Annotated in this window: 15 protein-coding genes and 3 tRNA genes; 8 read left to right on the forward strand and 10 right to left on the reverse strand. The window is 61.6% G+C overall.

Going from position 1 to position 20,536, the window contains the following annotated elements; all coding sequences use genetic code 11:
- Positions 1-122 precede the first annotated feature (122 nt).
- Positions 123-2,897, reverse strand: a complete 2,775-nt coding sequence (locus tag AYK65_RS06705) for an Rne/Rng family ribonuclease (RefSeq protein ID WP_026612462.1) — start codon at positions 2,895-2,897, stop codon at positions 123-125.
- Between the two features lie 799 nt (positions 2,898-3,696).
- On the opposite strand from AYK65_RS06705, the gene AYK65_RS06710 reads away from it, so the two are divergent.
- The 3 genes from AYK65_RS06710 to prfB all read left to right on the forward strand — a co-directional run bounded on the left by AYK65_RS06710 (position 3,697) and on the right by prfB (position 8,924).
- Positions 3,697-4,887, forward strand: coding sequence for an N-acetylmuramoyl-L-alanine amidase (locus AYK65_RS06710; protein ID WP_046118283.1), 1,191 nt, complete (start codon positions 3,697-3,699; stop codon positions 4,885-4,887).
- Between the two features lie 352 nt (positions 4,888-5,239).
- The gene (locus AYK65_RS06715) at positions 5,240-7,696 is read left to right on the forward strand and encodes a penicillin-binding protein 1A (RefSeq protein WP_026612460.1); all 2,457 of its coding nucleotides are present in this window, start codon (positions 5,240-5,242) and stop codon (positions 7,694-7,696) included.
- Between the two features lie 96 nt (positions 7,697-7,792).
- Positions 7,793-8,924, forward strand: a protein-coding gene (prfB, locus tag AYK65_RS06720) for a peptide chain release factor 2 (RefSeq protein WP_139015565.1) whose coding sequence is annotated in 2 segments (ribosomal slippage) — positions 7,793-7,861 and positions 7,863-8,924 — 1,131 coding nt in all. Because the reading frame shifts where the segments join, the coding sequence is not laid out codon by codon here.
- 69 nt (positions 8,925-8,993) lie between these two features.
- Here the strand turns inward: prfB and AYK65_RS06725 are convergent.
- Entirely contained in the window at positions 8,994-9,518 is a 525-nt protein-coding gene (locus AYK65_RS06725; protein WP_081158066.1) for a hypothetical protein, read from the reverse strand.
- Positions 9,519-9,619: 101 nt separating this feature from the next.
- Positions 9,620-10,390 (reverse strand): NAD kinase, encoded by a 771-nt coding sequence (locus tag AYK65_RS06730; protein ID WP_081158067.1) that lies wholly within the window; start codon positions 10,388-10,390, stop codon positions 9,620-9,622.
- Between the two features lie 155 nt (positions 10,391-10,545).
- Between AYK65_RS06730 and AYK65_RS06735 the strand changes: the two genes are divergently transcribed.
- Positions 10,546-10,621: transfer RNA gene (locus AYK65_RS06735), tRNA-Thr, on the forward strand.
- A gap of 79 nt (positions 10,622-10,700) precedes the next feature.
- Here the strand turns inward: AYK65_RS06735 and AYK65_RS06740 are convergent.
- From AYK65_RS06740 to AYK65_RS06770, 6 genes are all read right to left on the reverse strand, one after another.
- On the reverse strand, positions 10,701-11,540 hold the full coding sequence (locus tag AYK65_RS06740) for a hypothetical protein (RefSeq protein ID WP_085031945.1): 840 nt from the start codon (positions 11,538-11,540) through the stop codon (positions 10,701-10,703).
- A gap of 517 nt (positions 11,541-12,057) precedes the next feature.
- Positions 12,058-13,257: an efflux RND transporter periplasmic adaptor subunit gene (locus tag AYK65_RS06750; protein WP_026612453.1), complete on the reverse strand. Its 1,200-nt coding sequence runs from the start codon at positions 13,255-13,257 to the stop codon at positions 12,058-12,060.
- Positions 13,258-13,260: 3 nt separating this feature from the next.
- Positions 13,261-15,624 (reverse strand): ABC transporter permease, encoded by a 2,364-nt coding sequence (locus AYK65_RS06755; protein WP_081158083.1) that lies wholly within the window; start codon positions 15,622-15,624, stop codon positions 13,261-13,263.
- A 5-nt stretch (positions 15,625-15,629) separates the two neighbouring features.
- A complete protein-coding gene (locus AYK65_RS06760) occupies positions 15,630-16,349 on the reverse strand; it encodes an ABC transporter ATP-binding protein (RefSeq protein ID WP_026612451.1) in 720 nt (239 codons plus the stop codon).
- Between the two features lie 217 nt (positions 16,350-16,566).
- Entirely contained in the window at positions 16,567-16,695 is a 129-nt protein-coding gene (locus AYK65_RS06765; RefSeq protein WP_081158069.1) for an Hsp20 family protein, read from the reverse strand.
- A gap of 20 nt (positions 16,696-16,715) precedes the next feature.
- Positions 16,716-17,657, reverse strand: a complete 942-nt coding sequence (locus AYK65_RS06770) for a LysR family transcriptional regulator (protein ID WP_046118281.1) — start codon at positions 17,655-17,657, stop codon at positions 16,716-16,718.
- A 214-nt stretch (positions 17,658-17,871) separates the two neighbouring features.
- On the opposite strand from AYK65_RS06770, the gene AYK65_RS06775 reads away from it, so the two are divergent.
- Complete coding sequence (locus AYK65_RS06775) at positions 17,872-18,492, forward strand: FMN-dependent NADH-azoreductase (RefSeq protein ID WP_026612449.1); 621 nt, start codon at positions 17,872-17,874, stop codon at positions 18,490-18,492.
- A 205-nt stretch (positions 18,493-18,697) separates the two neighbouring features.
- Entirely contained in the window at positions 18,698-18,973 is a 276-nt protein-coding gene (locus AYK65_RS33600) for a hypothetical protein (RefSeq protein WP_046118538.1), read from the forward strand.
- A 7-nt stretch (positions 18,974-18,980) separates the two neighbouring features.
- On the opposite strand, the gene AYK65_RS06785 is transcribed toward AYK65_RS33600, so the two are convergent.
- Positions 18,981-19,856 carry a TrmH family RNA methyltransferase gene (locus tag AYK65_RS06785; protein WP_026612447.1) on the reverse strand — a complete coding sequence of 292 codons (876 nt, stop codon included), beginning with the start codon at positions 19,854-19,856 and terminating at the stop codon, positions 18,981-18,983.
- Positions 19,857-20,069: 213 nt separating this feature from the next.
- On the opposite strand from AYK65_RS06785, the gene AYK65_RS06790 reads away from it, so the two are divergent.
- Positions 20,070-20,154 (forward strand) — tRNA-Tyr (locus AYK65_RS06790).
- A 23-nt stretch (positions 20,155-20,177) separates the two neighbouring features.
- Positions 20,178-20,251 (forward strand) — tRNA-Gly (locus AYK65_RS06795).
- Positions 20,252-20,536 lie beyond the last annotated feature (285 nt).

Below are 20,536 nucleotides of genomic sequence, written 5' to 3' on the forward strand. Positions count from 1 at the left end.
TTTGTCCTTAAATCGGGTACGATTTAAGGAAACATGCAGTAGCCGGCGCGCAAGCACGTCGTCGGCAGCCATGAAAAAAGCCCGGATCACTCCGGGCTCTTTCACGCAACTTGTCACTTGTCTCAGAAGAAGCCGCGGCGCTGCCACCAGCCGCCTTTTTTCGGCTTCGCCGGCTCTTCCTCGCTGTCGGATTTGCTCGATGTGACGACCGGTTCTGAGGCGATCGCCGAGAGATCCCGGTTCGCCCGTGCAGGCTTTGCGCCTTCCAGATCCTCCACAGCTTCATCGACCGGCTCTTCGACGGCCGCAGCTGCTGCGTCAGTGACTTCCGGCTGGCCCTTCACCGCCTCCTCGGCTGCGGCGTCGACATTCTCCGCGGCCTCTTCGGCCTTAGCGGCCTTCTTGCGGCTACGCTTCGGCTTCGCCGGCTTTGCCTCCTCCGGCGCCTCTACAGCAACCGCTACGGCATCGACGGGCTCTTCGGCGGATGCGGCTTCGACGAACTCCGGCTCTTCGCCGACAGCGTCGTCGTCAGCGGCCTCTGCCGCAAGGCCGCCCTCGCTCTCGGTTTCACCAAGCTCCGGCCGGTTGCGCCGGCCACCGCGCTTGCCGCGGCGGCGACGCTTGCGCTTCTGCTCGCCATCACCCTCAGCAGCACCCTCTTGGGCTTCGCTTTCGTCCTCTGCCTCGGCGAGTTCCTCACTCGCATCGTCGCCGGCTTCACCGGCTTCGGCGGCGACCGCTTCCGGTGTCTGACCTGCGCCCTTGCCGCGGCGGCGGCGACGGCGCTTACGCTTGCGGCCGCCTTGCTCGTCGGATTGCGCCTTCTGCTGTTCGGGGCGTTCGGCGGCGATCTCTTCCGCCTCCTCCTCCTCGTCGAGTTCGTCCTCGATCACGATCTCTTCGTCTTCCGGTTCCGGCTCGACGAAGTGCAGGATCTGGTCGATTCTCACCGGATTTTCCACGGGTTCGCCGCGGTCGATCGCGAAGTGCTGCGCGCCCACATGCGCATCGGCATCTATGGTGATCGACACGCCGAAGCGCTGCTCGTAATCCGTGATCGTGCTGCGCTTCTGGTTGAGCAGATAAAGCGCAATGTCGGGAACCGTCCTTACGCTGATATTGTGCGTCGTGTTCTTGAGCAGATATTCCTCGATGCCGCGCAGGACATGCAGCGCGACGGAGGATTGCGAGCGGACATGGCCCGTACCGTTGCAGTGCGGGCAGGTCTGCATCGTGCTTTCGAGCACCGAGGCGCGGATGCGCTGGCGCGACATTTCAAGTAGACCGAAATGCGAGATGCGGCCGACCTGGATGCGGGCACGATCGTTTTTCAGGCAATCCTTGAGCTTCTTCTCGACGGCGCGGTTGTTCCGCTTTTCTTCCATGTCGATGAAGTCGATGACGATGAGGCCGGCCAAGTCGCGCAGGCGCAATTGCCGCGCGACTTCTTCGGCTGCCTCGAGGTTCGTCTGCAGCGCCGTGTCCTCGATCGAATGCTCGCGTGTCGAGCGGCCGGAGTTCACGTCGATCGAGACCAGCGCTTCGGTCTGGTTGATGATGATGTAGCCGCCCGACTTCAGCGTCACCTGCGGCTGTAGCATGCGATCGAGCTGCGCCTCGATGCCGGAGCGCGAGAAGATCGGATGTACGTCGCGATAGGGCTGCACGACCTTCGCATGGCTCGGCATCAGCATCTTCATGAAGCTCTTCGCTTCCTTGTAGCCTTCCTCGCCCGAAACGATGATTTCGCTGATGTCCTTGTTGTAGAGATCGCGGATCGAGCGCTTGATCAGGCTGCCTTCCTCATAGACGAGGCAGGGCGCCGTCGAATTGAGCGTCAGCGTGCGGACATTCTCCCACAGGCGCATGAGATATTCGAAGTCGCGCTTGACCTCGACCTTGGTGCGGTTGGCGCCGGCGGTGCGCAGGATCACGCCCATGCCCTGCGGCACGTCGAGGCTGCGGGCAATTTCCTTCAGCCGCTTGCGGTCCTGCAGGTTGGTGATCTTGCGGGAGATGCCGCCCCCGCGCGCCGTGTTCGGCATCAGGACGGAATAACGGCCGGCAAGCGAGAGATAGGTGGTCAGTGCCGCTCCCTTGTTGCCGCGTTCTTCCTTCGCGACCTGGACGAGAAGGATCTGCCGGCGTTTGATCACCTCCTGGATGCGGTACTGCTTGCGCGGCTTGCGGATCTGGCGGTCCGGAACCTCTTCCATCGCGTCTTCGGCGCCGACGGACTCGATGATCTCCTTCTCGCCGTCGTGGCTGTCATCGTCGTCATCATCGTCGTCGTCCCGACGGCGCCGCGTTTCGATATCCTCGGAGATCGAATCGGTGTCGACCATGGCGGCCATCTCGCCGCCGCTGACTTCACCGGCTCCCTCGGGGTTCGCTTCCGCCTCTACGGTCTCTTCGCTCGCCTTTGCTTTCGTGCGGCGGGTGCGCTTCGGCTTGGCTTTGGCCTTCGGTTTTTCAGCGGCTGCTTCGGCTTCGGCGGGTTCTTCCGCCGGCTCGATCACCTCGACGGCCTCGGCCTCCGGCGCGGCTTCGGCGGGCTGTGGCTCGTTTATGGCTTCGACCGGCTCGATCTCGTCTTCGCGGCGGGCCTCTTCGGCCTCCGCCTTCAACAGCGCCTGACGATCGGCGAGGGGGATCTGGTAGTAGTCGGGGTGGATTTCGGCAAAGGCCAGGAAGCCGTGGCGATTGCCGCCGTAGTCGACAAAGGCGGCCTGGAGCGACGGCTCCACTCTGGTCACCTTGGCTAGGTAAATATTGCCGCGGATCTGCTTCTTATGTTCTGATTCGAAATCGAACTCTTCTATGCGGTTCCCGCGAACGACAACGACGCGCGTCTCCTCTGAGTGAGACGCATCGATAAGCATTTTCTCTGCCATCTAAGCTGTGCTCCTCGGCGCAGTGGGACGGCAGACGGAGTGCCTTCGTCTGGAAGGCTGTCGAACACGTCGGAAGCTGCGCCGGATGTAATAGGTCCTGTTTGGCGCGAGCGATGGTGCAGCAGCCAGACGGCAGCCGGAACGGTACTGTTCCGGGGCCTCTCTACTTCTGACCAATACTGCTGAGTCACATCAAAGACCAAACAAGAATGCCAATGTCCTGGGCCCCGCCGGGGCCCGATGAATACGCCCGCTTGCGGGCATCCGGTGAAAATCACCATCAAGAACTCCGGCCACCGCCGGAAATTGCGATCCAGTGTACGCGGGAGAAAATGCGGCGACGGCGGATGAATGCCTGCGGCCGCGGAAGCATGATACGGTTACAGCCGGCTGTTCCGGCCCGATCACTTCCCTGGCGCCAAGCTTCTCTAAAGCTCCGGCTGCCCGGCCGACGATTCTATCCCGTCAACACTTTCTCCTTGTGACGCTTTTATGTTTTCTATGTCACATTGGCAAGGGAAAAGCCCGCGCCGCCACAATATTGATCGATTCGCTTGCGCGGGTGAAATCCGGCCGTCACGGTGGATCTGGCGCGTCGAATCGTGTCGATTCGCCATCGTCATCAAGCCGCGTCAAGCTTTGTTAACCATGACGGTTCATTGGTGGGAACGACGGCCGAGCCGGCATAGTTGCCGCCGGTATTCGTGAGAGCGTTGATGAGGAGTCCGGGGTGAAGCCTTCGGTAATTAGGCTGTGTTCCTTGCATAAGATCCGGGCATGGCGCCGGGCGGCATGCGCGATGCCGATTGCGCTGGCGGTCGCCATTGTCGCGCCTGCGACCGGCCTGCGCGCCGGCGAACCGGCCCCGTTGCTTGCCTATGGTGCGCGCATCGCCGGCGACGACGCCCGCACGCGGGTCGTGATAGAATTCGACCGCAAGCCAGATTTCTCCATTCACTATGTTGCCAATCCGGTCCGCGTCATCGTCGACTTGCCGGAAACGTCCTTCGGACTGAAACCGGAAAGCCTTGAGGCGAGAGGGCTTTTTGATGCCATCCGTTACGGCGGCATGGGGGCAGGGGCGTCGCGGATCGTACTTTCCGCCAAGGGGCCGACGGAGGTGACCCACGCGGAGGTGAAGCCGGAGGAAGATGGCAAGGGCTTCCGCCTCGTGCTCGACGCAGAAAGAGTCGACCGGGCGCGGTTCGAAAAGCTTCTGGGCGATCAGCAATGGACGGGCACGGTGCGTGCCGTCAAGACGGACCGCCCCGCCATCACACCGCCGAAGACCGCCGGGGCGTTCGTGATCGCCGTTGACGCCGGCCATGGCGGCATCGACACCGGCGCGATCGGCAGCGTCACCAGGACCGAGGAAAAACACGTGACCCTCGCATTCGCGAAGGACCTCGTGGCGATGCTCAATCGTGAGCCCGGCATCGAAGCGTTCCTCACGCGGGATCGCGACGAGTTCCTCTCGCTCCCCCAGCGCGTGCAGATTGCAAGGCAGAGAAGCGCGAACCTCTTCATCTCCGTCCACGCCGATACGCTGAAGCAGAAGGATATTCGCGGCGCCACGGTTTACACCATTTCGGATAAGGCCTCCGACAGCCTTGCCGCCGATCTTGCCGCGCGCGAAAATCTCTCCGACGAGATCGCCGGCATACCGCTCGAAAGCGAGCCGGCGGAGGTCGCCGATATCCTCATCGATCTCGCGCGGCGCGAGACCCAGGCCTTCTCCGTGAATCTGGCGCGGAGCGTCGTTTCCTCTTTCGAGGGTCAGATCCGGCTGATCAATAATCCTCACCGTCACGCCGGGTTCCGTGTCCTGCAGGCGCCGGACGTGCCCTCGATCCTGCTCGAGCTCGGGTTCCTCTCGAACAAGGATGACGAGAAACAGTTGCTCGACCCGGAATGGCGCAAGAAGGTGTCCGGCCTGCTTGCGATCGCTGTCGAGCGATACCGGCAGACGGCGGTTGCAAACGGCGGTTGAGCGCGCATGACGCTTCAAACACTTCTCGCGTGTCTTTCTTACGGGAAGTGATTTGTGTCGCATGGGTAACAGCGATATGCTTTTCGCCGAGATGCGCACTCGATAATCGGACATCAGCCCTATTTTGCTCACAATCCGCGCCCCTTAGGGGAGGGACGTCTCGATTTGTGGGAATCATGTTGATGCTGGAGTTTCCTCGCCATATGAGGAAGCTTCAGACGTGTGTAGCTGTAATACCAGACGATTTCTGATGGAAAGGTTTGGCGAGGTCGATTTCGTTCACGACGAACGCTGCCCTCGGGCATTCGGCGACCTGGCAATGGGACGATAGTAAGGTACCGGTATCTGACTGATGATCAGACTGATTGGATATTTCTTCGGCATAGGTGCGTTTCTGCTGCTTGGCGTAGCCGCAGCCGTGGCGATCTATCTTGGCGCCATCACCAAGGACCTGCCCGATTATGAGGTGCTGGCCAATTATTCGCCGCCGGTCACGACCCGATTCCATGCGGGCAACGGCGCGTTGATGGCCGAATATGCGCGCGAACGCCGGCTCTATCTGCCGATTCAGGCCATACCGGACCGCGTCAAGGCGGCCTTCATTTCCGCCGAGGACAAGAATTTCTATCAGCATCCCGGCATCGATGTGACGGGCCTCGCCCGCGCCATCGCCGTCAACCTCCAGAACTTCGGTTCCGGCCGGCGCCCGGTCGGGGCGTCGACGATCACGCAGCAGGTCGCGAAGAACTTTCTGCTTACCGCCGACCAGACGCTCGACCGCAAGATCAAGGAGGCGATCCTCTCCTTCCGCATCGAGCAGGCCTACAGCAAGGACCGCATTCTCGAGCTCTATCTGAACGAGATCTTCTTCGGGCTGAACTCCTACGGAATCGCCGGCGCGGCGCTGACCTATTTCGACAAATCGGTGACGGAACTGACGGTTGCCGAAACCGCCTATCTGGCGGCCTTGCCCAAGGGGCCGGCGAACTATCACCCTTTCCGCAAGACAGAAGCGGCGATCGAGCGCCGCAACTGGGTGATCGACCGGATGGTCGAGAACGGCTACGTCTCCAAGGCCGACGGTGAAGAGGCAAAGAAGCAGCCGCTTGGCGTGAATCCGCGCCGTGGCGGGGCTCATCTCTTCGCGTCCGACTTTTTCGCCGAGGAGGTGCGTCGCCAGATCATTCAGAAATACGGCGAGGAAGCGCTCTATGAGGGCGGACTTTCGGTGCGCACGTCGCTTGATCCGCACCTGCAGATCATCGCCCGCAAGGCGCTGCAGGAGGGACTCCTGAACTATGACGAGCGTCGCGGCTTTCACGGTCCTGTAAAGACGATCGAGATCGGCGGCGATTGGGGCGAACCGCTGAGCAAGATTCCTGCGTTCAGCGATGTGCCGGAATGGAAGCTCGCGGTCGTCCTTGCGGTGGATAGCGAAGGCGCTGAGATCGGCATTCAGCCGGAGAAGGAAGCCTCCGGAAAGATCGTGCCTGAACGCGTGACGGGACACATCGCCGCCAAGAACATGCAGTGGGCATACCGCTTTGCGGGCGGCGAGCGCAAGACCGCCAAGTCGCCGGAGGGAGTCTTCGGGCCGGGCGACGTCGTCTATGTCGAGCCGCTCAAGGATCAGCCGGGCGAGTATCGTCTTCGCCAGCCGCCGAAGGTCCAAGGTGGTCTGGTGGCGATGGACCCTCATACAGGCCGCGTGCTGGCGATGGTCGGCGGCTTCTCGTACGGCCAGTCGGAGTTCAACCGCGCGACGCAAGCGATGCGCCAGCCGGGCTCCTCCTTCAAGCCCTTCGTCTACGCCGCCGCCCTCGACAACGGCTACACACCCGCTTCCGTCATTCTCGATGCGCCGATCGAGATCGTCGCCGGCGGTCAGGTCTGGCGGCCGGAAAACTACGGCGGCGGTTCTGCCGGTCCGTCGACTCTGCGTCTCGGCATCGAAAAGTCGCGCAACCTGATGACGGTGCGGCTCGCCAACGACATGGGCATGAACCTCGTCGCCGAATACGCAGAGCGCTTCGGCATCTACGACAAGATGCCGCCGCTTCTTTCCATGTCGCTCGGCTCGGGCGAGACGACCGTCCTGCGCATGGTCTCGGCCTATGCCGTCATTGCCAATGGCGGCAAGCAGATCAAGCCGTCGCTCATCGACCGCATCCAGGACCGCTACGGCAAAACCATCTTCCGCCACGAGGACCGCACCTGCGACAACTGCAATGCCGATGACTGGGGCGATCAGGAAGAGCCCGTGCTGACCGACAACCGCGAGCAGGTCCTCGATCCGATGACCTCCTTTCAGATCACCTCGATGATGGAGGGCGTGATCACGCGCGGCACGGCAGCAGGCAAGATCCAGCTCGACCGCCCGGTCGCCGGCAAGACCGGTACCACCAACGACGAGAAGGACGCATGGTTCGTGGGCTACACCCCGGACCTCGTCGCCGGGCTTTATCTCGGTTTCGACGATCCAAAGCCGCTTGGCCGCGGCGCCACCGGCGGCAGCCTGTCGGCGCCGATTTTCAACGCCTTCATGCAGGAGGCCGTCAAAGGCACCCGTCCGGGCAAGTTCGTGGTTCCGGAAGGCATGAGCCTCATCCCGGTGAACCGCAAGACCGGCATGGCCGCGGTCGAAGGCGAGCCGGACACGATCATCGAGGCTTTCAAGCCAGGCACGGGCCCTGCGGACACCTTCTCGGTCATCGGCGGCCTCGACCAGTACGTACCGCCCGAGGAGATCCTGAAGAATTCTCCGCAGGCCAACCAGGCGGTGACTTCCGGCTCGAACGGCCTGTTCTGACCCTTTCCCTTCAAGCTGATGCCCGTCGCCTTTACATCGGCGGCGGGCATCGCTATTTGACCGTCACGTTCGTCAAGTCACTCAAGAAGCAGGATCATGCGCAGCGAAATCGAGAATATCGTCGACGAAATCAAGCAGGCCATAAGCCTGCTGAGGAGGCATCTTTGACTGGGATCAGGCGGTAAGACGACTGGACTGGTTGAACAACAAGGCGGAAGACCCGTCACTCTGGAATGATGCCGCCGAGGCTCAAAAACTGATGCGCGAGCGCCAGCAGCTCGACGACAGCATCAGCAGCCTGCGCCGGTTCGAACAGCAGCTCAACGACAATATCGAGCTCATCGAGCTTGGCGAAGAGGAGGGCGATTCGGCAATCGTCGCCGAGGCCGAGGAAGCGCTTCGGCAATTGCGCAACGAAGCCGCGAAGAAACAGGTGGAGGCCATGCTGTCCGGCGAGGCCGACCAAAACGACACCTATCTCGAAGTCCATTCGGGCGCCGGCGGCACCGAAAGCCAGGACTGGGCGAACATGCTGCTTCGCATGTATACCCGCTGGGCCGAGCGCCAGGGCTACAAGGTAGAGCTTCTGGAAATCCAGGACGGAGAAGAGGCGGGCATCAAATCCGCCACGCTCCTCGTCAAGGGCCACAATGCCTATGGTTGGCTGAAGACGGAATCCGGCGTGCACCGGCTCGTCCGCATCTCGCCCTATGACAGCAATGCCCGTCGTCACACGTCGTTTTCGTCCATCTGGGTCTATCCCGTGGTCGACGAGTCGATCCAAATCGACATCAACGAGAGCGACTGCCGCATCGACACCTACCGTTCGTCGGGCGCCGGCGGTCAGCACGTCAACACGACCGATTCCGCCGTGCGCATCACGCACATGCCGAGCGGCATCGTCGTGCAGTGCCAGCAGGAACGCTCGCAGCACAAGAACCGCGCCAAGGCTTGGGACATGCTGCGCGCCCGGCTCTACGAAGCCGAGCTCAAGAAGCGTGAGGAGGCGGCCAATGCCGAAGCGGCGTCGAAGACCGATATCGGCTGGGGCCACCAGATACGCTCCTATGTCCTGCAGCCCTATCAGTTGGTGAAGGACTTGAGGACGGGCGTCGAAAGCACGAGCCCGGGTGACGTGCTCGATGGCGAACTGAACGAGTTCATGGAGGCAGCCCTTGCGCATCGCGTCAGCGGTGGGGCGGATGCGGTCGTCGAGGACCTGAGCTGAGGTGACTCAGCACGAGAGATGTAGCAGAACGGCCGGGCCTCACGCCCGGCCGTTCTGCTTTTGACGATTTCAGTTCGTCGCGCGTTCGATCTTGATGTCGCCGAGATCGTCGATCAGCACCGTCCAGGACTCCGGTTGCGTCGCGGCCGGATCGGTCTTCAGATAGACCGTCGCGAACATGCCCGGCTGCGGCGTGATGCCGGTCGAGGTCTCGGGACGAATGTCGGTGACATAAGCTTTCAAGGCGGAGAATTCTTCAAGTTCCGCGGATGAAGTCACTTCGGGGCCGCTCGCCGTCGCGGCGATCTGCTGCAGGTGAATCCGTGCAGTGCCGTCCGCCTGGCGAACGGCGATCAGTTTGTAATAGCCGCGCCGGCCCTCGGCTGCCGGCGTCGCGCCATCCGGCCCGGCCCCATCCTCCCCGGCGCCATCCTGGCCGGCCTTGTCGTCCGGCAGCAGCGCGCCTCCGCTTTCCTCCCAATAGCCTGTGCTGGTCACGAAAATGACGTTCGACGGTAGGATGCCACTTTCCTGGGCATAAAGCGCGCTCCCGGGTAGGGCGAGGCAAAGCGCTATGAGCAGTGCCTTGTACATCGTCGACAATCCTCAATGGCGGCACGCCTGAACGGTCGGGCATGGGCCCGATGGCGACTACCTCTCGTCACCATACCATATCGCCTCTGCAACGTGTGATTTCAATTGGAAAACTGCTCGGCTAGAATGCGATCTGACCAGGAGTGGTCCGGATCGGACAGGATGCGCGCGGTGAGTTTCTCCGATTCGGCGATGCGCACGTGTACGACCGATTTGACTTCTTGATGGTCCGCGACGGCGTTGACCGGGCGCTTTTCCGCCTCGAGGATCTCGATGTCTACCGTGACCCGGTTCGGCAGCAGCGCGCCGCGCCAGCGCCGCGGCCGGAAGGGGCTGACGGGCGTGAGCGCCAGAAGCGGCGCCTCCAGGGGCAGGATCGGACCATGGGCCGAAAGGTTGTAGGCGGTGGAGCCCGCGGGCGTCGACAAGAGCAGCCCGTCGCAGGTCAGTTCGTCGAGCCTGACCTTGCCGTCGACGATGACCTTCAGCTTCGCGGCCTGGTAGGATTGGCGGAAGAGATAGACCTCGTTGATCGCGAGTGCCGTGAAGGTGTTGCCGTTGACGTCCGTCGTCCGCATCTCCAGCGGGTGGAAAGCGTTTTCGACGGCACTTGCAATGCGCTCGCGAAGGTTTTTGGTGCTGAAGCGATTCATCAAAAAACCGACGGAGCCGCGGTTCATGCCGTAGACGCGCTTGCCGGTATTCATCGTCTTGTGCAGCGTGTGCAGCATGAAGCCGTCGCCGCCAAGCGCGACGATCACATCCGCATCGTCCGGGTCGTGGTCGCCATACCGCGCCTTTAGCTCCTTTGCGGCCTTTTGCGCCTCTTCTGCCGAGGATGCGAGGAAAGCGAGTGTGCCGAATTGGGTCATGAATTCAGTCCGTTGTCGTTGCGCACGGAGAGGCGATGGGCGCCCGCACATGTTTTTCTGGCACGGCCACGCGGCTGACGCACCCGAAAAATTGAAGGCGACCGTATTTTTGCTTTACACCGAGTCAGAATATGCTAACTCCCAACACTGAAAGTGCCCTTATAGCTCAGTTGGTAGAGCGGCTGATTTGTAATCAGTAGGTCGGGAGTTCGAGTCTCTCTGGGGGCACCATTCTCTCCAGGTGCTTGGTGGTCCGTTTTTCTCGGGTTGAGACCTCGTAAGACATTCGCTCAATGTCGCGGTCTCACGATCACTCGCGCACGGCTGACAATGCATCCGCAATCTGCGTAAATGCCGTCGTCGTCGGAAGTTGATCCGGGATCTGTGGCAGCATCATGCTGATAACGCTGCGTGCTAGACCGACGATCGCACCTGCCTCGTCGGCCTGAAGGATCGCCTCCGGATGGGCCAGTGGGTTACGGTGCAAACTTGTCAGTTGACGCAGCGCTTGCGCAACCTTGTCATCGCCCAGTTTCTCTTTTTCGAGTTCGCGGGCGATGGTGCCGAGGCTTTGGGGGTTTGGCCGAGGCTTATTGTTTGAAACCGCGTCCCAGCATTTTCGAGCCACCGCCTCCACCACGCGAAAAGTGTGGAAACCGCAGGCCGTGTGCAGCTCAAACGCAAGGCATTTCCCCGTCTCCATTGCGTCATGAAACGTCTCAGGAACCTTTTTGAGCATGTTCGCTGGGAAAAGTCCGACGCCAGAATTGATAAGCTTGTCGATGTCGTAGTTTTCTTTTTGAGTTATGAGGTAGGTGGGGAACCCGGTGACTTCTGCAAAAAAGACCGTTGTAAACTGCTCTCTATTGAAGCTGAGCTCCCACTCTTGAAATTCATCTATTATCCCTTTGGGATTTTGCCCGCACCAATCCACAAGGCGGTTAACTAGATCCCTCAGCTCCAGTGACTTTTGGCGCGAGATCTTGAGAAATGGCGCGTACAAGCTGCCATCGTACAGGACGCCGATTTGCCCCCCAGCAATCCGCAGCCGGTAGAGAACGGCGGCCGCAGTTGCACCCGTCTTAACTTTACGCAGGTTCTCTATTGCGGTGATGACATTTGCAAACCAGGGTAGGTCAATTCGTATCAAAGGGGTGCCTCCGAGTCGTGGTGGCATGAGCGTATCGGGCGCGCTTAGTGTTGCAAGGCTCGGGGTCATGCAATCATATCGCGAGTTCTGCGTTTCCCCCCGTTTTCACACCACTCCACAAGCTTGCCGATCGCACTGGCCGCCATGTTCGGATGCAGCGCGAGATAGTGCTTGAAAATGTCGTGAACAGACGCCCGAGTTTCCGGCAGCCAACCGACAGCCGCCTTCGCTGCCAGGCCGCTCAAAATCTGCTGCTGTCCTGCCAATCATAGCGACAGCGTTGATTTTTGCCGCCGGTGGTGCCGCTCTGGGGAGGCGCCTGCAACAGGATAATTCAAGCGCTTGCCCAAAACTGGAGCAGCGTTTCTTTCTGCTCCCAAATCATGACCGCTCCGCTTATGCCATGAAGGAGGAGCGGATAGTCCATCATATCGAATCGCCCTCAATGAGCCCCGATCAGCATCCGCCGATTCGCGGCGATGACCGCGGCTCACTCGAACAGGCGCAGACGACCGGGCTAACGCTCCACGATAGCGACCCCGTCCTTGATCCGGTCACTCGGATAGAGGATAGCCTGGTCGCCAGGCTCAAGTCCTTCCCGGATTTCGACCGCGAGGCTGTTTCGCTGGCCGACGGCAACCCGGCGCAAACGCGCCAGTCCGTCTGCTGCGATAAACACGGCCCAATCGTCGCCTTGCCGGAACAAAGCGCCAAGCGGCAGCTTGAGGACCTCACCCTCGAACAGGATGACTTGCACGTCGACTCGATAACCATGTCCGAGCGTACGCCAACGTTGCGGTGGTTCGGCAAAGTCGAGGATGACGTCGACCCGCTGCTCCTCGATTCCGAGCGCCGACACCTCAGTTTGCCCGAAGGGCTCGATTCGACGAACGACGGCGTTGAGGTCTTCGCCGCCCCAGCCGGTGATGATCGCTCGCTGACCTGGAGTTATGCGCACGGCGTCCTCCGAGAGGAAGTTGACGACGATCTCCAGATCCGCAGGGTCGCCGATGTCGAGCAGCGGCGTTCCAGCTTCGACCACGCCTTCACTGCGGCGCATGACCTGCAGCACCACGCCGCTCACCGGCGCGGTCACCGGCATGCATTCGCAGTCTTCACGGAGGCTCCGGATCTCCTGCCGCGACAGGAGCCGTGAGCGGGCTTGGTGAAGCTCGTGTTCTCGTACCTTCAGGGCGGCTTCGGCCGTGGCCAGATTGGCCTGCGCAACATGGTACGCACGCTCCGCATCCTCCAGGGCGCGCTGCGAGATTGCCCTGCGCTCGATCAACTGTCGGGCGCGGGCGCGCTCTCCTTCGGCAAAGGTCAGGTCGGCTTTGGCCTTATTGAGTTCGGCAGCGGCGAGCTTGTGGGCCGCGCGCGCCGCCTCGACTGCGGCCTGCAGCTCCGCTTCGATCCTTACGTCCAGAAAGGCCGGCGGCGCGGGTTCGATTTGCGCCAGTTGCGTCTCCCCCGCCTTAACGACGTCGCCCACCTCGGCGGCGATACGCTGCAACTGTCCGCGCAACGGCGCATGAAGCGTATAGACGTCGCGCACCCGCGTTTCGCCTTCTTCGTCGAGGGTGACGCGTAGCAAGCCGGTCTCGGCCACGGCCAGATCGACCTGAATCGGCTGCGGCCGCAATGCATAGGCGATCCCCACCGCGAGCAGCGCGAGCAGGCTGCCCCAGATTGCCAACCTGCGCTTGACGACGCTCACAGGCTACTCCCTTGTCTTCAGCACCGCGATCAGGTCCAGCCGATCGAGCCGCCGGCGCACGACCGCAGCGCAGACCAGCGTCGCCGCAAGCGCGATCAGCGCCGCCTTGCCGTAGGTTGCGTCCCTAAGCACGAGCGGCACGCGGTAGAGTTCCGTCTCGAAGGCGCTCGTCATGTACCACGCGAGGCCGTAGCCGATCGCCGCGCCGAGCGGGATCGCGACCCATGTCAGAATACCGACCTCGCCAAGCAGGATGTAGGAGATCTCCCAACGACTGAAGCCGAGAACGCGAAGCGTCGCGAGTTCGCGTGCCCGTTCGGAAAGGGCAATCCGGATCGAATTATAGGTGACACCGACGGAAAGCGTCATGGAGAAGGCGACAAAGAAGCCGATGAAGATGAAGATGGTTTCGCCCATGGTCTTGTAGAAGGTGTCGATCGCGGCCTGCCGGAAGAGTACGGCGGCGACGTTGGGAATGTCCTTGAGTTTTGCCAATAAGCTCGCGCGGCTCGGAGAATCGACGAGGATATGCAGTCCGCTCACGACGCGACCGTCACCCGCTATCCGGTTCAGCGCGCCCATCTCCATGTAGGCGGGCGTGCCGAGATAGGTTTCGAAGACCTGAGCTACCGGAAGGCTCAATCGCGCCTGGCGCCCTTCCAGGAGTTCGATGCCCACGGTATCGCCTGCGCTCACGTGAAGCAGCTCCGCGAGCTTGCGTGAAAGCATGAGGCCGCCGGGGGGAACGTCGATGCGTCCGCGCTCGGCGTCGAACACGGGACTGAGGATTGCGCCGGGCGGAACGCCGATTATACCCTGTCTCTCGACAAGGTGCCCGTGGCTGATCCGCGCCGAGGCATGGCGATAGGGCTCTGCCGCCAGGACGCCGGGTAGACGCTCGAAGTCCCCGACCGTGTGAATGGGCTGCAGGTCGTTGAATGCAACGGTCGCGTCCTGATGCTGCCCGCGCTCGAACACGGTGTCGGCGAGGGAATCGATCGCGTCGACCCACTGCAGCGCCATGATCAGCACGGCGATCGACATTGCGAGACCGAGGCTGGCGAGGAAAGCCCTGACCGGCCAACGGACGATGCGTCTTACGATCATGCGCGACGGTTCGTCCAGCGCGCCGGCAAGCGCCGTTCGAGAAGCCCAGGTGCGCCGATAGATCGGCGGGGAAGGTGGGAGCATCGCTTCCGCAGGCGGAAGCCGGACCGCGCGGCGCACCGCGGCGAGGCTGCCGGCGAGCGCCGCGCCGAGGCTGATCGCGCCGGCAATCACGAAGCCGGCAGGGCCGGGGCGATAGAGCAGGAAGGGAAAGCGGTAGAATTTCGTATAGAGTTCCGTGTTCCAGTGGCCGAGCCAGGCGCCGAGCAACGAGCCGATCAGGATGCCGATCGTGCCGATGACGAGGACCATCTTGGCATAGTGCCAGCCGATCGCCAGATTGCTGTAACCAAAGGCCTTCAGAAGGCCGATTTCGCGGCGCTGCGTCTCGATGAGCCGTGCCATTACCATGTTGGTCAGAAAGGCGGCGACCGCCAGGAAGATGGTCGGCATGATCCGCGACATGTTCCTTTGCTGGGCGATCTCGCTTTCCAGAAACCAGTTCGAGGTCTGATCGGCGCGACCGTAGGCACCGATGCCGCCGAAGGGAGCGAGCAGGCCGTCGAGCCGGCGGATAACGTCCTTTTCGTCAGCGCCGGGGAGGAGACTGAGCGTGATGCTGTTGAAGGAAGCCTTTAGGTCGAAGGCGGCCGCCAGCGTATCGTGTCCCATCCACAGGATGCCAAAACGCTCGTCGTCTGGCATCAGGCCGCCGGGTGCGATCGCGTAGACGAATTCGGGGCTAAGGGCGGTGCCGACGACCTGCAAGGTGCGTTTGCGCCCCCTCAAGACTGCGTCGAAACTGTCGCCGGGCTTCAATTCGTGAGCCTCGGCGAAAGGCTCACTGACGACCACCTCATCGGGCCGGGTCGGGTCGGTCAAGCGTCCGGATCTGATCACCAGCGCGTTCAGAAGCTCAGGGCCCCGTTCGGGCAGCGACAGCAATTGGGCAACGACCGGCTCGGCAAAGCCCGGCATGTCAAGAATGGCGCCTTCGACGATGCGCGTTTCGGCGAGGCGCACACCCGGGATATCCGCGATGTCGCGGCCAAGATGTTCGGGCGCACGCTTTGCCTGGGCAAACACATCGGCAAAGCGCGTCCGCTCGTAATAGGCGGCGGTCGTCTCCTCGAGCGCCTCGATCGTCGTCAGTGCCATGATGAGCAGGGCGGTACCGGACGCGATCACCAGCGCGATGGCAAGAACCTGAGCCTTCAGCCTCCAGAGTTCACGAACGAGCTTTCGATCGAGACTGCTCATCATGCTCACCAGGCGAGTTCGCCGGGGGCGCGCTGAACGGCGTTTTTCCGCCTTTCGACGATGCGCCCATCGGCAAAGTAGAGCACGCGATTGGCAATCTCGGCAATGACTGCGTTGTGGGTGATGAGCGCAGTGGTGGTCCCAAGCTCGCGATTGATTTTGAGGATTGCCTCGAGCACCAGGATTCCCGTCTTGCTGTCGAGTGCGCCCGTTGGCTCGTCGCAGAGAAGCAGCTCGGGACGCTTGGCGATTGCGCGGGCGATGGCGACGCGCTGCTGTTCGCCCCCGGAAAGTTGCGCCGGAAAGTGATCGAGCCTGTCGCCGAGGCCGACGATCGAAAGCGCTTCAACCGGCGACATCGGATTTCCGGCGATCTCCGTCACGAGGGAGACGTTTTCGCGGGCCGTCAGGCTCGAAATGAGATTGTAGAACTGGAAGACGAAGCCGACGTGATTGCGGCGGTAGAGATTGAGCGCGCGTTCACTGTCCATCGAGAGGGGCTGGCCGCGAAACTTGACCGTTCCGCGGGTGGGCGTATCGAGGCCGCCGAGGATGTTGAGCAAGGTCGATTTGCCACTCCCCGAGGGCCCCAACAGAACCACCAGTTCGCCCTCGCGAAGGTCCACGTCCACCCCGCGCAGCGCGTGAACCTCTACCGCGCCCATCCGATAGATCTTGGTGAGCTCGTGCGCCTCAAGGGCAATGGCCGCCGCCTCGTTCTCCACTACAAGCTCCTCGACATGCCGACGTGCCGTTGTGTTGCTGTGAAGAGTGAACTTTAGCAGATCCTTCGCCATTCGGCGGTGACTGATGCGCTCTGCGGCCGAGAACGCGTGGGGCAGCAGCGCCCGGTGTCGTGCACCTCAGTAGCTTCGATCCCCATTAGAGGCTTCCCGTCCGCAAACGGGTCGAAGTATTGCGGACAGGAAGGCGGGAGACGGTTCAAGCGGCGGCCTTGAACTGAATCTTGCACTCGCTGCGCTGCGCTTCCGGGATCTTCGGCAGGGTTACGGTGAGAACGCCTTTCGAGAAATTAGCGGCGATCTCATCGGCATCGACGCCATCAGGCATTCGGGACGTCCGCTGGAATATCAAATATCGAACGAGGTCGCGGGCTTCGTTTCCACGTCGCGGCAGCGTTCCATGGCTTTGATAAGGTTCTCCGCCAGATAATCGATCAGCGCGCGTGTCGCCGGCAGCAGGCCGTGGCGTGAAGGGAAGACGAGGTGCACCACGACGTTGCCGGAGGTCCATTCCGGCAAGACGGGGACGAGCACGCCGGCGCGGAAGGCGCGCTCGCAGATGTGGTCGGGCAGCAGGGCTATCCCCATGCCTTCGATCGCGGCGCGCTCGAGAATGAGAAAATCGCTGCAGCCGATGACCGGCCGGTGTGCGATCTCGATCGTGCCGCCAGTGGCGTGCACGAGCCGCCACACATCCGTCGTCTGCTGCTCGTTCATCGAAAGCGTCGGCATCTGCGAGAGATTGTCGGTCGTGACATCGCCAAGGCGGGCGAGAAGTGTCGGGCTTGCCGCAAGGCGCTGGCGCACTTCGCCGAATTTGCGCACGATCAACTGGTTGTCGGTGTCGAGCTGATCGCGTGCGCGCAGCGCCACGTCTATTCGCTCTTCGATCAAGTCAATGCGCCGGTTGGTGGCGGTTATCAGCAATCGGACGCGGGGATATCTGCGGTGGAAGGCGGGCAGGATATCGGCGATCATCGGCGTGAAGCCGATGGGGCAGGCGAGGCGCACGATCCCACTCGGCTCAGCGCGCACCGCCGCGACCTCCGCTTCCGCCGCCTTGACCCCGTCCAGGAGGCCCTGGGCGTGTTCGTAGAAGACGCGCCCGATCTCCGTCATCCGCAGTTTGCGCGTCGAGCGCTCGAGAAGCCGCACGCCCAATTGTTCCTCCAGGCGCGCGACATGTTTGCTGAGTTTGGACTTCGGCATGTTCAGGTCGCGCGCGGCAGCGCTGAAGCCGTTGTTTTTCACGACGGCGGCATAGAGAGCGATATCGTTCAGGTCCTGCATTCGTGCCTCCATCAAAGGCGATATAGAAGATATAGGCGGCTGTCCGTGCGCATCCCGCGTCTCATGCCGCGGAGCTCATGCGAAGTCACTGCGTCGCCGGCGTTGCGTGGGATTGTTTCCATCAGGAAACAGAATGTCAAATATCTGCGTACTTATCGCGAGATTGTTTTCAAATCATATATTTTGCACCGCAACGCAAACAAAGGTGCTTCCCATGAATGTCCTTCATATCGACTCTGGCATCCTCGGAGAACATTCGGTTTCCCGCCGTCTGACCGCGGCGATCGTTTCGCAGATCAAGGCCGACCGGCCCGACGCGAAGATCATCTATCGTGATCTCGCCGCGGAGCGCGTACCGCATCTGACCGGTGCGCAGATCATGGCTCCCGCCGATCTCGATAGCGTTGACTCCGCTTTGGCGGCGGATGTCCTGATCGGCCGCGAGATGCTCGAGGAGTTCCTCGCCGCCGACACGATCGTCGTCGGCGCGCCGATGTATAACTTCTCGATCCCGAGCCAGCTCAAGGCCTGGATCGACCGTCTGGCCATTTCCGGCAAGACCTTCCGGTACACCGAAGCGGGTCCGGAAGGCCTCGCCAAGGGCAAAAAGGTCATCATCGCGTCCACCCGCGGCGGGCACTATTCCGCCGGTGCGGCCGCTGCAATGGACCACCAGGAAAGCTATCTGAGGACGATCTTCGGCTTCTTCGGGATCACTGACGTCGAATTCGTCCGTGCCGAGGGCCTGAACCTCGGTGCCGATCAGAAGCAGTTCGCCATCGCCGAGGCCGAGAAGGCGATCACGCAAGGCAACGTCCTGCGCCTGGCAAGCTAATGCATGTCGCCCAAAACTGTGCAGCGCTTTTGGAATAACGATATGCATCAAGACATGGATCCAAGCGTCGCAGGAACGCGACGCGCTTAGTTCCAAATCATCTCGACCGGCGTGAATGCCGGTTCGTTGCGGAAGAATGCCGGCTGCGCGAGCAGCCGGCATTCTCCGTTTCTGCTCGGCTCTGATTTGCGCTATCCTGTCGCCTATGAAAGGCCTGAGCATTCTTCGGGTTTTGGCGTTGTCGGCGGCGGCGGCCGCGATGGTCGCCGGCAGTGTTTCTGCGTCCCCACCGGACCGGCGATGCGCCTGCCGCAATCGCGACGGAGCGAGATATGAGCTCGGCCAGGTCGCATGCATCCGCGTCGGCGGTACTTCCTATCTGGCGCGTTGCGAGATGAACCTCAACGTCATGACCTGGAAGAAACTGCAGGACGGATGCCCAACGGCTGAAATCGCGCCGGTGAGCGTTCCAGCGTACTGAGGTCTGCTCACCTTTTTAGATACTGCCTTGCGGCGTACATGGCGATCGCAGCCGCATTCGAGACATTGAGCGACTTGATGGCGCCTGGTATGTCGAGCCGGGCGAGCGCTCTGACGGTCTGCCGCGTCTTCTGCCGCAAACCCTTGCCTTCCGATCCCAGGACGAGCGCAATCCTGTCGCCGGCGAAAGTGCCTTCGAGCGGTTGCGGCCCTTCCGAATCGAGGCCGATCGTCATGAAGCCGAGCCTGTGCAGTTCCTCGATCGTGTCGGCGAGATTGGTGATCTGGATATAAGGAATGAGCTCCAGCGCCCCGGAAGCGGATTTCGCCAGCACACCCGATTCGGTCGGGCTGTGGCGCATCGTCGTGATAAGTGCGCCCGCGTCGAAGGCGACCGCCGAGCGCATGATCGCTCCGACGTTATGGGGATCAGTCACCTGATCGAGCACAAGGATCAGCGGGCAATCGCGCAATGCCTCAAGCTTCCGGTGCGGCAAAGGCCGCGTCTCCAGCATCACGCCCTGGTGTATGGCGTCCGGTCCGAGGATCCGGTCGAGCTCCTGCGGTGTGACGATTTCGACGGGGAAGGGGAGCACGGACAAATCGCCGAGTTCCAGGCGCGCCGCCGCATTCTGCGTGACGGAAAGGCGGATGGTCCGGCGCTCGGGATTGTCGAGAGCGGCTCGAACCGTATGCAGGCCGTAGAGAAGGACCTGTTCGGGGCCAAGCGCCGGCGGTTTCCAGTCGGCGGCGAGCTTCTTGCGCTTGTCGGGCCGTGGTGTCGGAATCTCGCCGCGCTCGCGGCGGGCATCGCGATGCGCGCGCCGGAGATTGGCGTAGTGAGTATCCTTGGCGCTCTTGTCGCCGGTCTTATCCTTGCTCATGCGCGCCTTATAGAGAGCTTAGGTCAGCGTGTGAAATGGTTTCGGTTCTGTTCCCACCGGCGCTTGTGGAGAATTTCTGAAAATTTCCGTTTCGCCGTGTTGACAGGACGAATGCAGGCGGTCATATACCCGGCGCAGATCGAGAGGCGGCGACAATGGCGCCGGTTCTTCCACGATCTCAAATGCTTGGTCGACAGATCCCGACAGAGTAATGGAGGGATGCCCGAGTGGTTAAAGGGGACGGACTGTAAATCCGTTGGCTCAGCCTACGTTGGTTCAAATCCAACTCCCTCCACCATTCTGCTTCAGGATCGAAGGCCCGCGGGTATAGCTCAATGGTAGAGCAGCAGCCTTCCAAGCTGAATACGCGGGTTCGATTCCCGCTACCCGCTCCAATCTCTTTTTTCACCGCCGACAAGATTTGCTACGCCACTTTAAATAAGTGTCGCATGCGACTGATTGCGTTTACTTTCCGGTTTCGAGCAAGTCCATTCGCGGAGGCCCGGCCAATTTGTGCCCGCGGCGTTTCGAAAGTGCGGGACCTTGCCGTTCTCGCGCACGCAATTAAGTCTTGCGCAAATGCCACGAAACCCTTAAACGGCTCGACAAACCGGCCCAGCCGGCTGACCCATCGTATTTGACCACAGGAAGCGTACCCATGGCAAAGAGCAAATTCGAGC

Source organism: Ensifer aridi (assembly GCF_002078505.1).
Lineage (GTDB): Bacteria > Pseudomonadota > Alphaproteobacteria > Rhizobiales > Rhizobiaceae > Sinorhizobium > Sinorhizobium aridi.

What these genes read in the sequence shown, in the direction of transcription:
- AYK65_RS06705 (WP_026612462.1), bottom strand. Translation starts at nt 2,897, where the DNA reads ATGGCAGAGAAAATGCTTATCGATGCGTCTCACTCAGAGGAGACGCGC.
- AYK65_RS06710 (WP_046118283.1), top strand. Translation starts at nt 3,697, where the DNA reads ATGCCGATTGCGCTGGCGGTCGCCATTGTCGCGCCTGCGACCGGCCTG.
- AYK65_RS06715 (WP_026612460.1), top strand. Translation starts at nt 5,240, where the DNA reads ATGATCAGACTGATTGGATATTTCTTCGGCATAGGTGCGTTTCTGCTG.
- AYK65_RS06725 (WP_081158066.1), bottom strand. Translation starts at nt 9,518, where the DNA reads ATGTACAAGGCACTGCTCATAGCGCTTTGCCTCGCCCTACCCGGGAGC.
- AYK65_RS06730 (WP_081158067.1), bottom strand. Translation starts at nt 10,390, where the DNA reads ATGACCCAATTCGGCACACTCGCTTTCCTCGCATCCTCGGCAGAAGAG.
- AYK65_RS06755 (WP_081158083.1), bottom strand. Translation starts at nt 15,624, where the DNA reads ATGAGCAGTCTCGATCGAAAGCTCGTTCGTGAACTCTGGAGGCTGAAG.
- AYK65_RS06765 (WP_081158069.1), bottom strand. Translation starts at nt 16,695, where the DNA reads ATGCCTGATGGCGTCGATGCCGATGAGATCGCCGCTAATTTCTCGAAA.
- AYK65_RS06770 (WP_046118281.1), bottom strand. Translation starts at nt 17,657, where the DNA reads ATGCAGGACCTGAACGATATCGCTCTCTATGCCGCCGTCGTGAAAAAC.
- AYK65_RS06775 (WP_026612449.1), top strand. Translation starts at nt 17,872, where the DNA reads ATGAATGTCCTTCATATCGACTCTGGCATCCTCGGAGAACATTCGGTT.
- AYK65_RS33600 (WP_046118538.1), top strand. Translation starts at nt 18,698, where the DNA reads ATGAAAGGCCTGAGCATTCTTCGGGTTTTGGCGTTGTCGGCGGCGGCG.
- AYK65_RS06785 (WP_026612447.1), bottom strand. Translation starts at nt 19,856, where the DNA reads ATGAGCAAGGATAAGACCGGCGACAAGAGCGCCAAGGATACTCACTAC.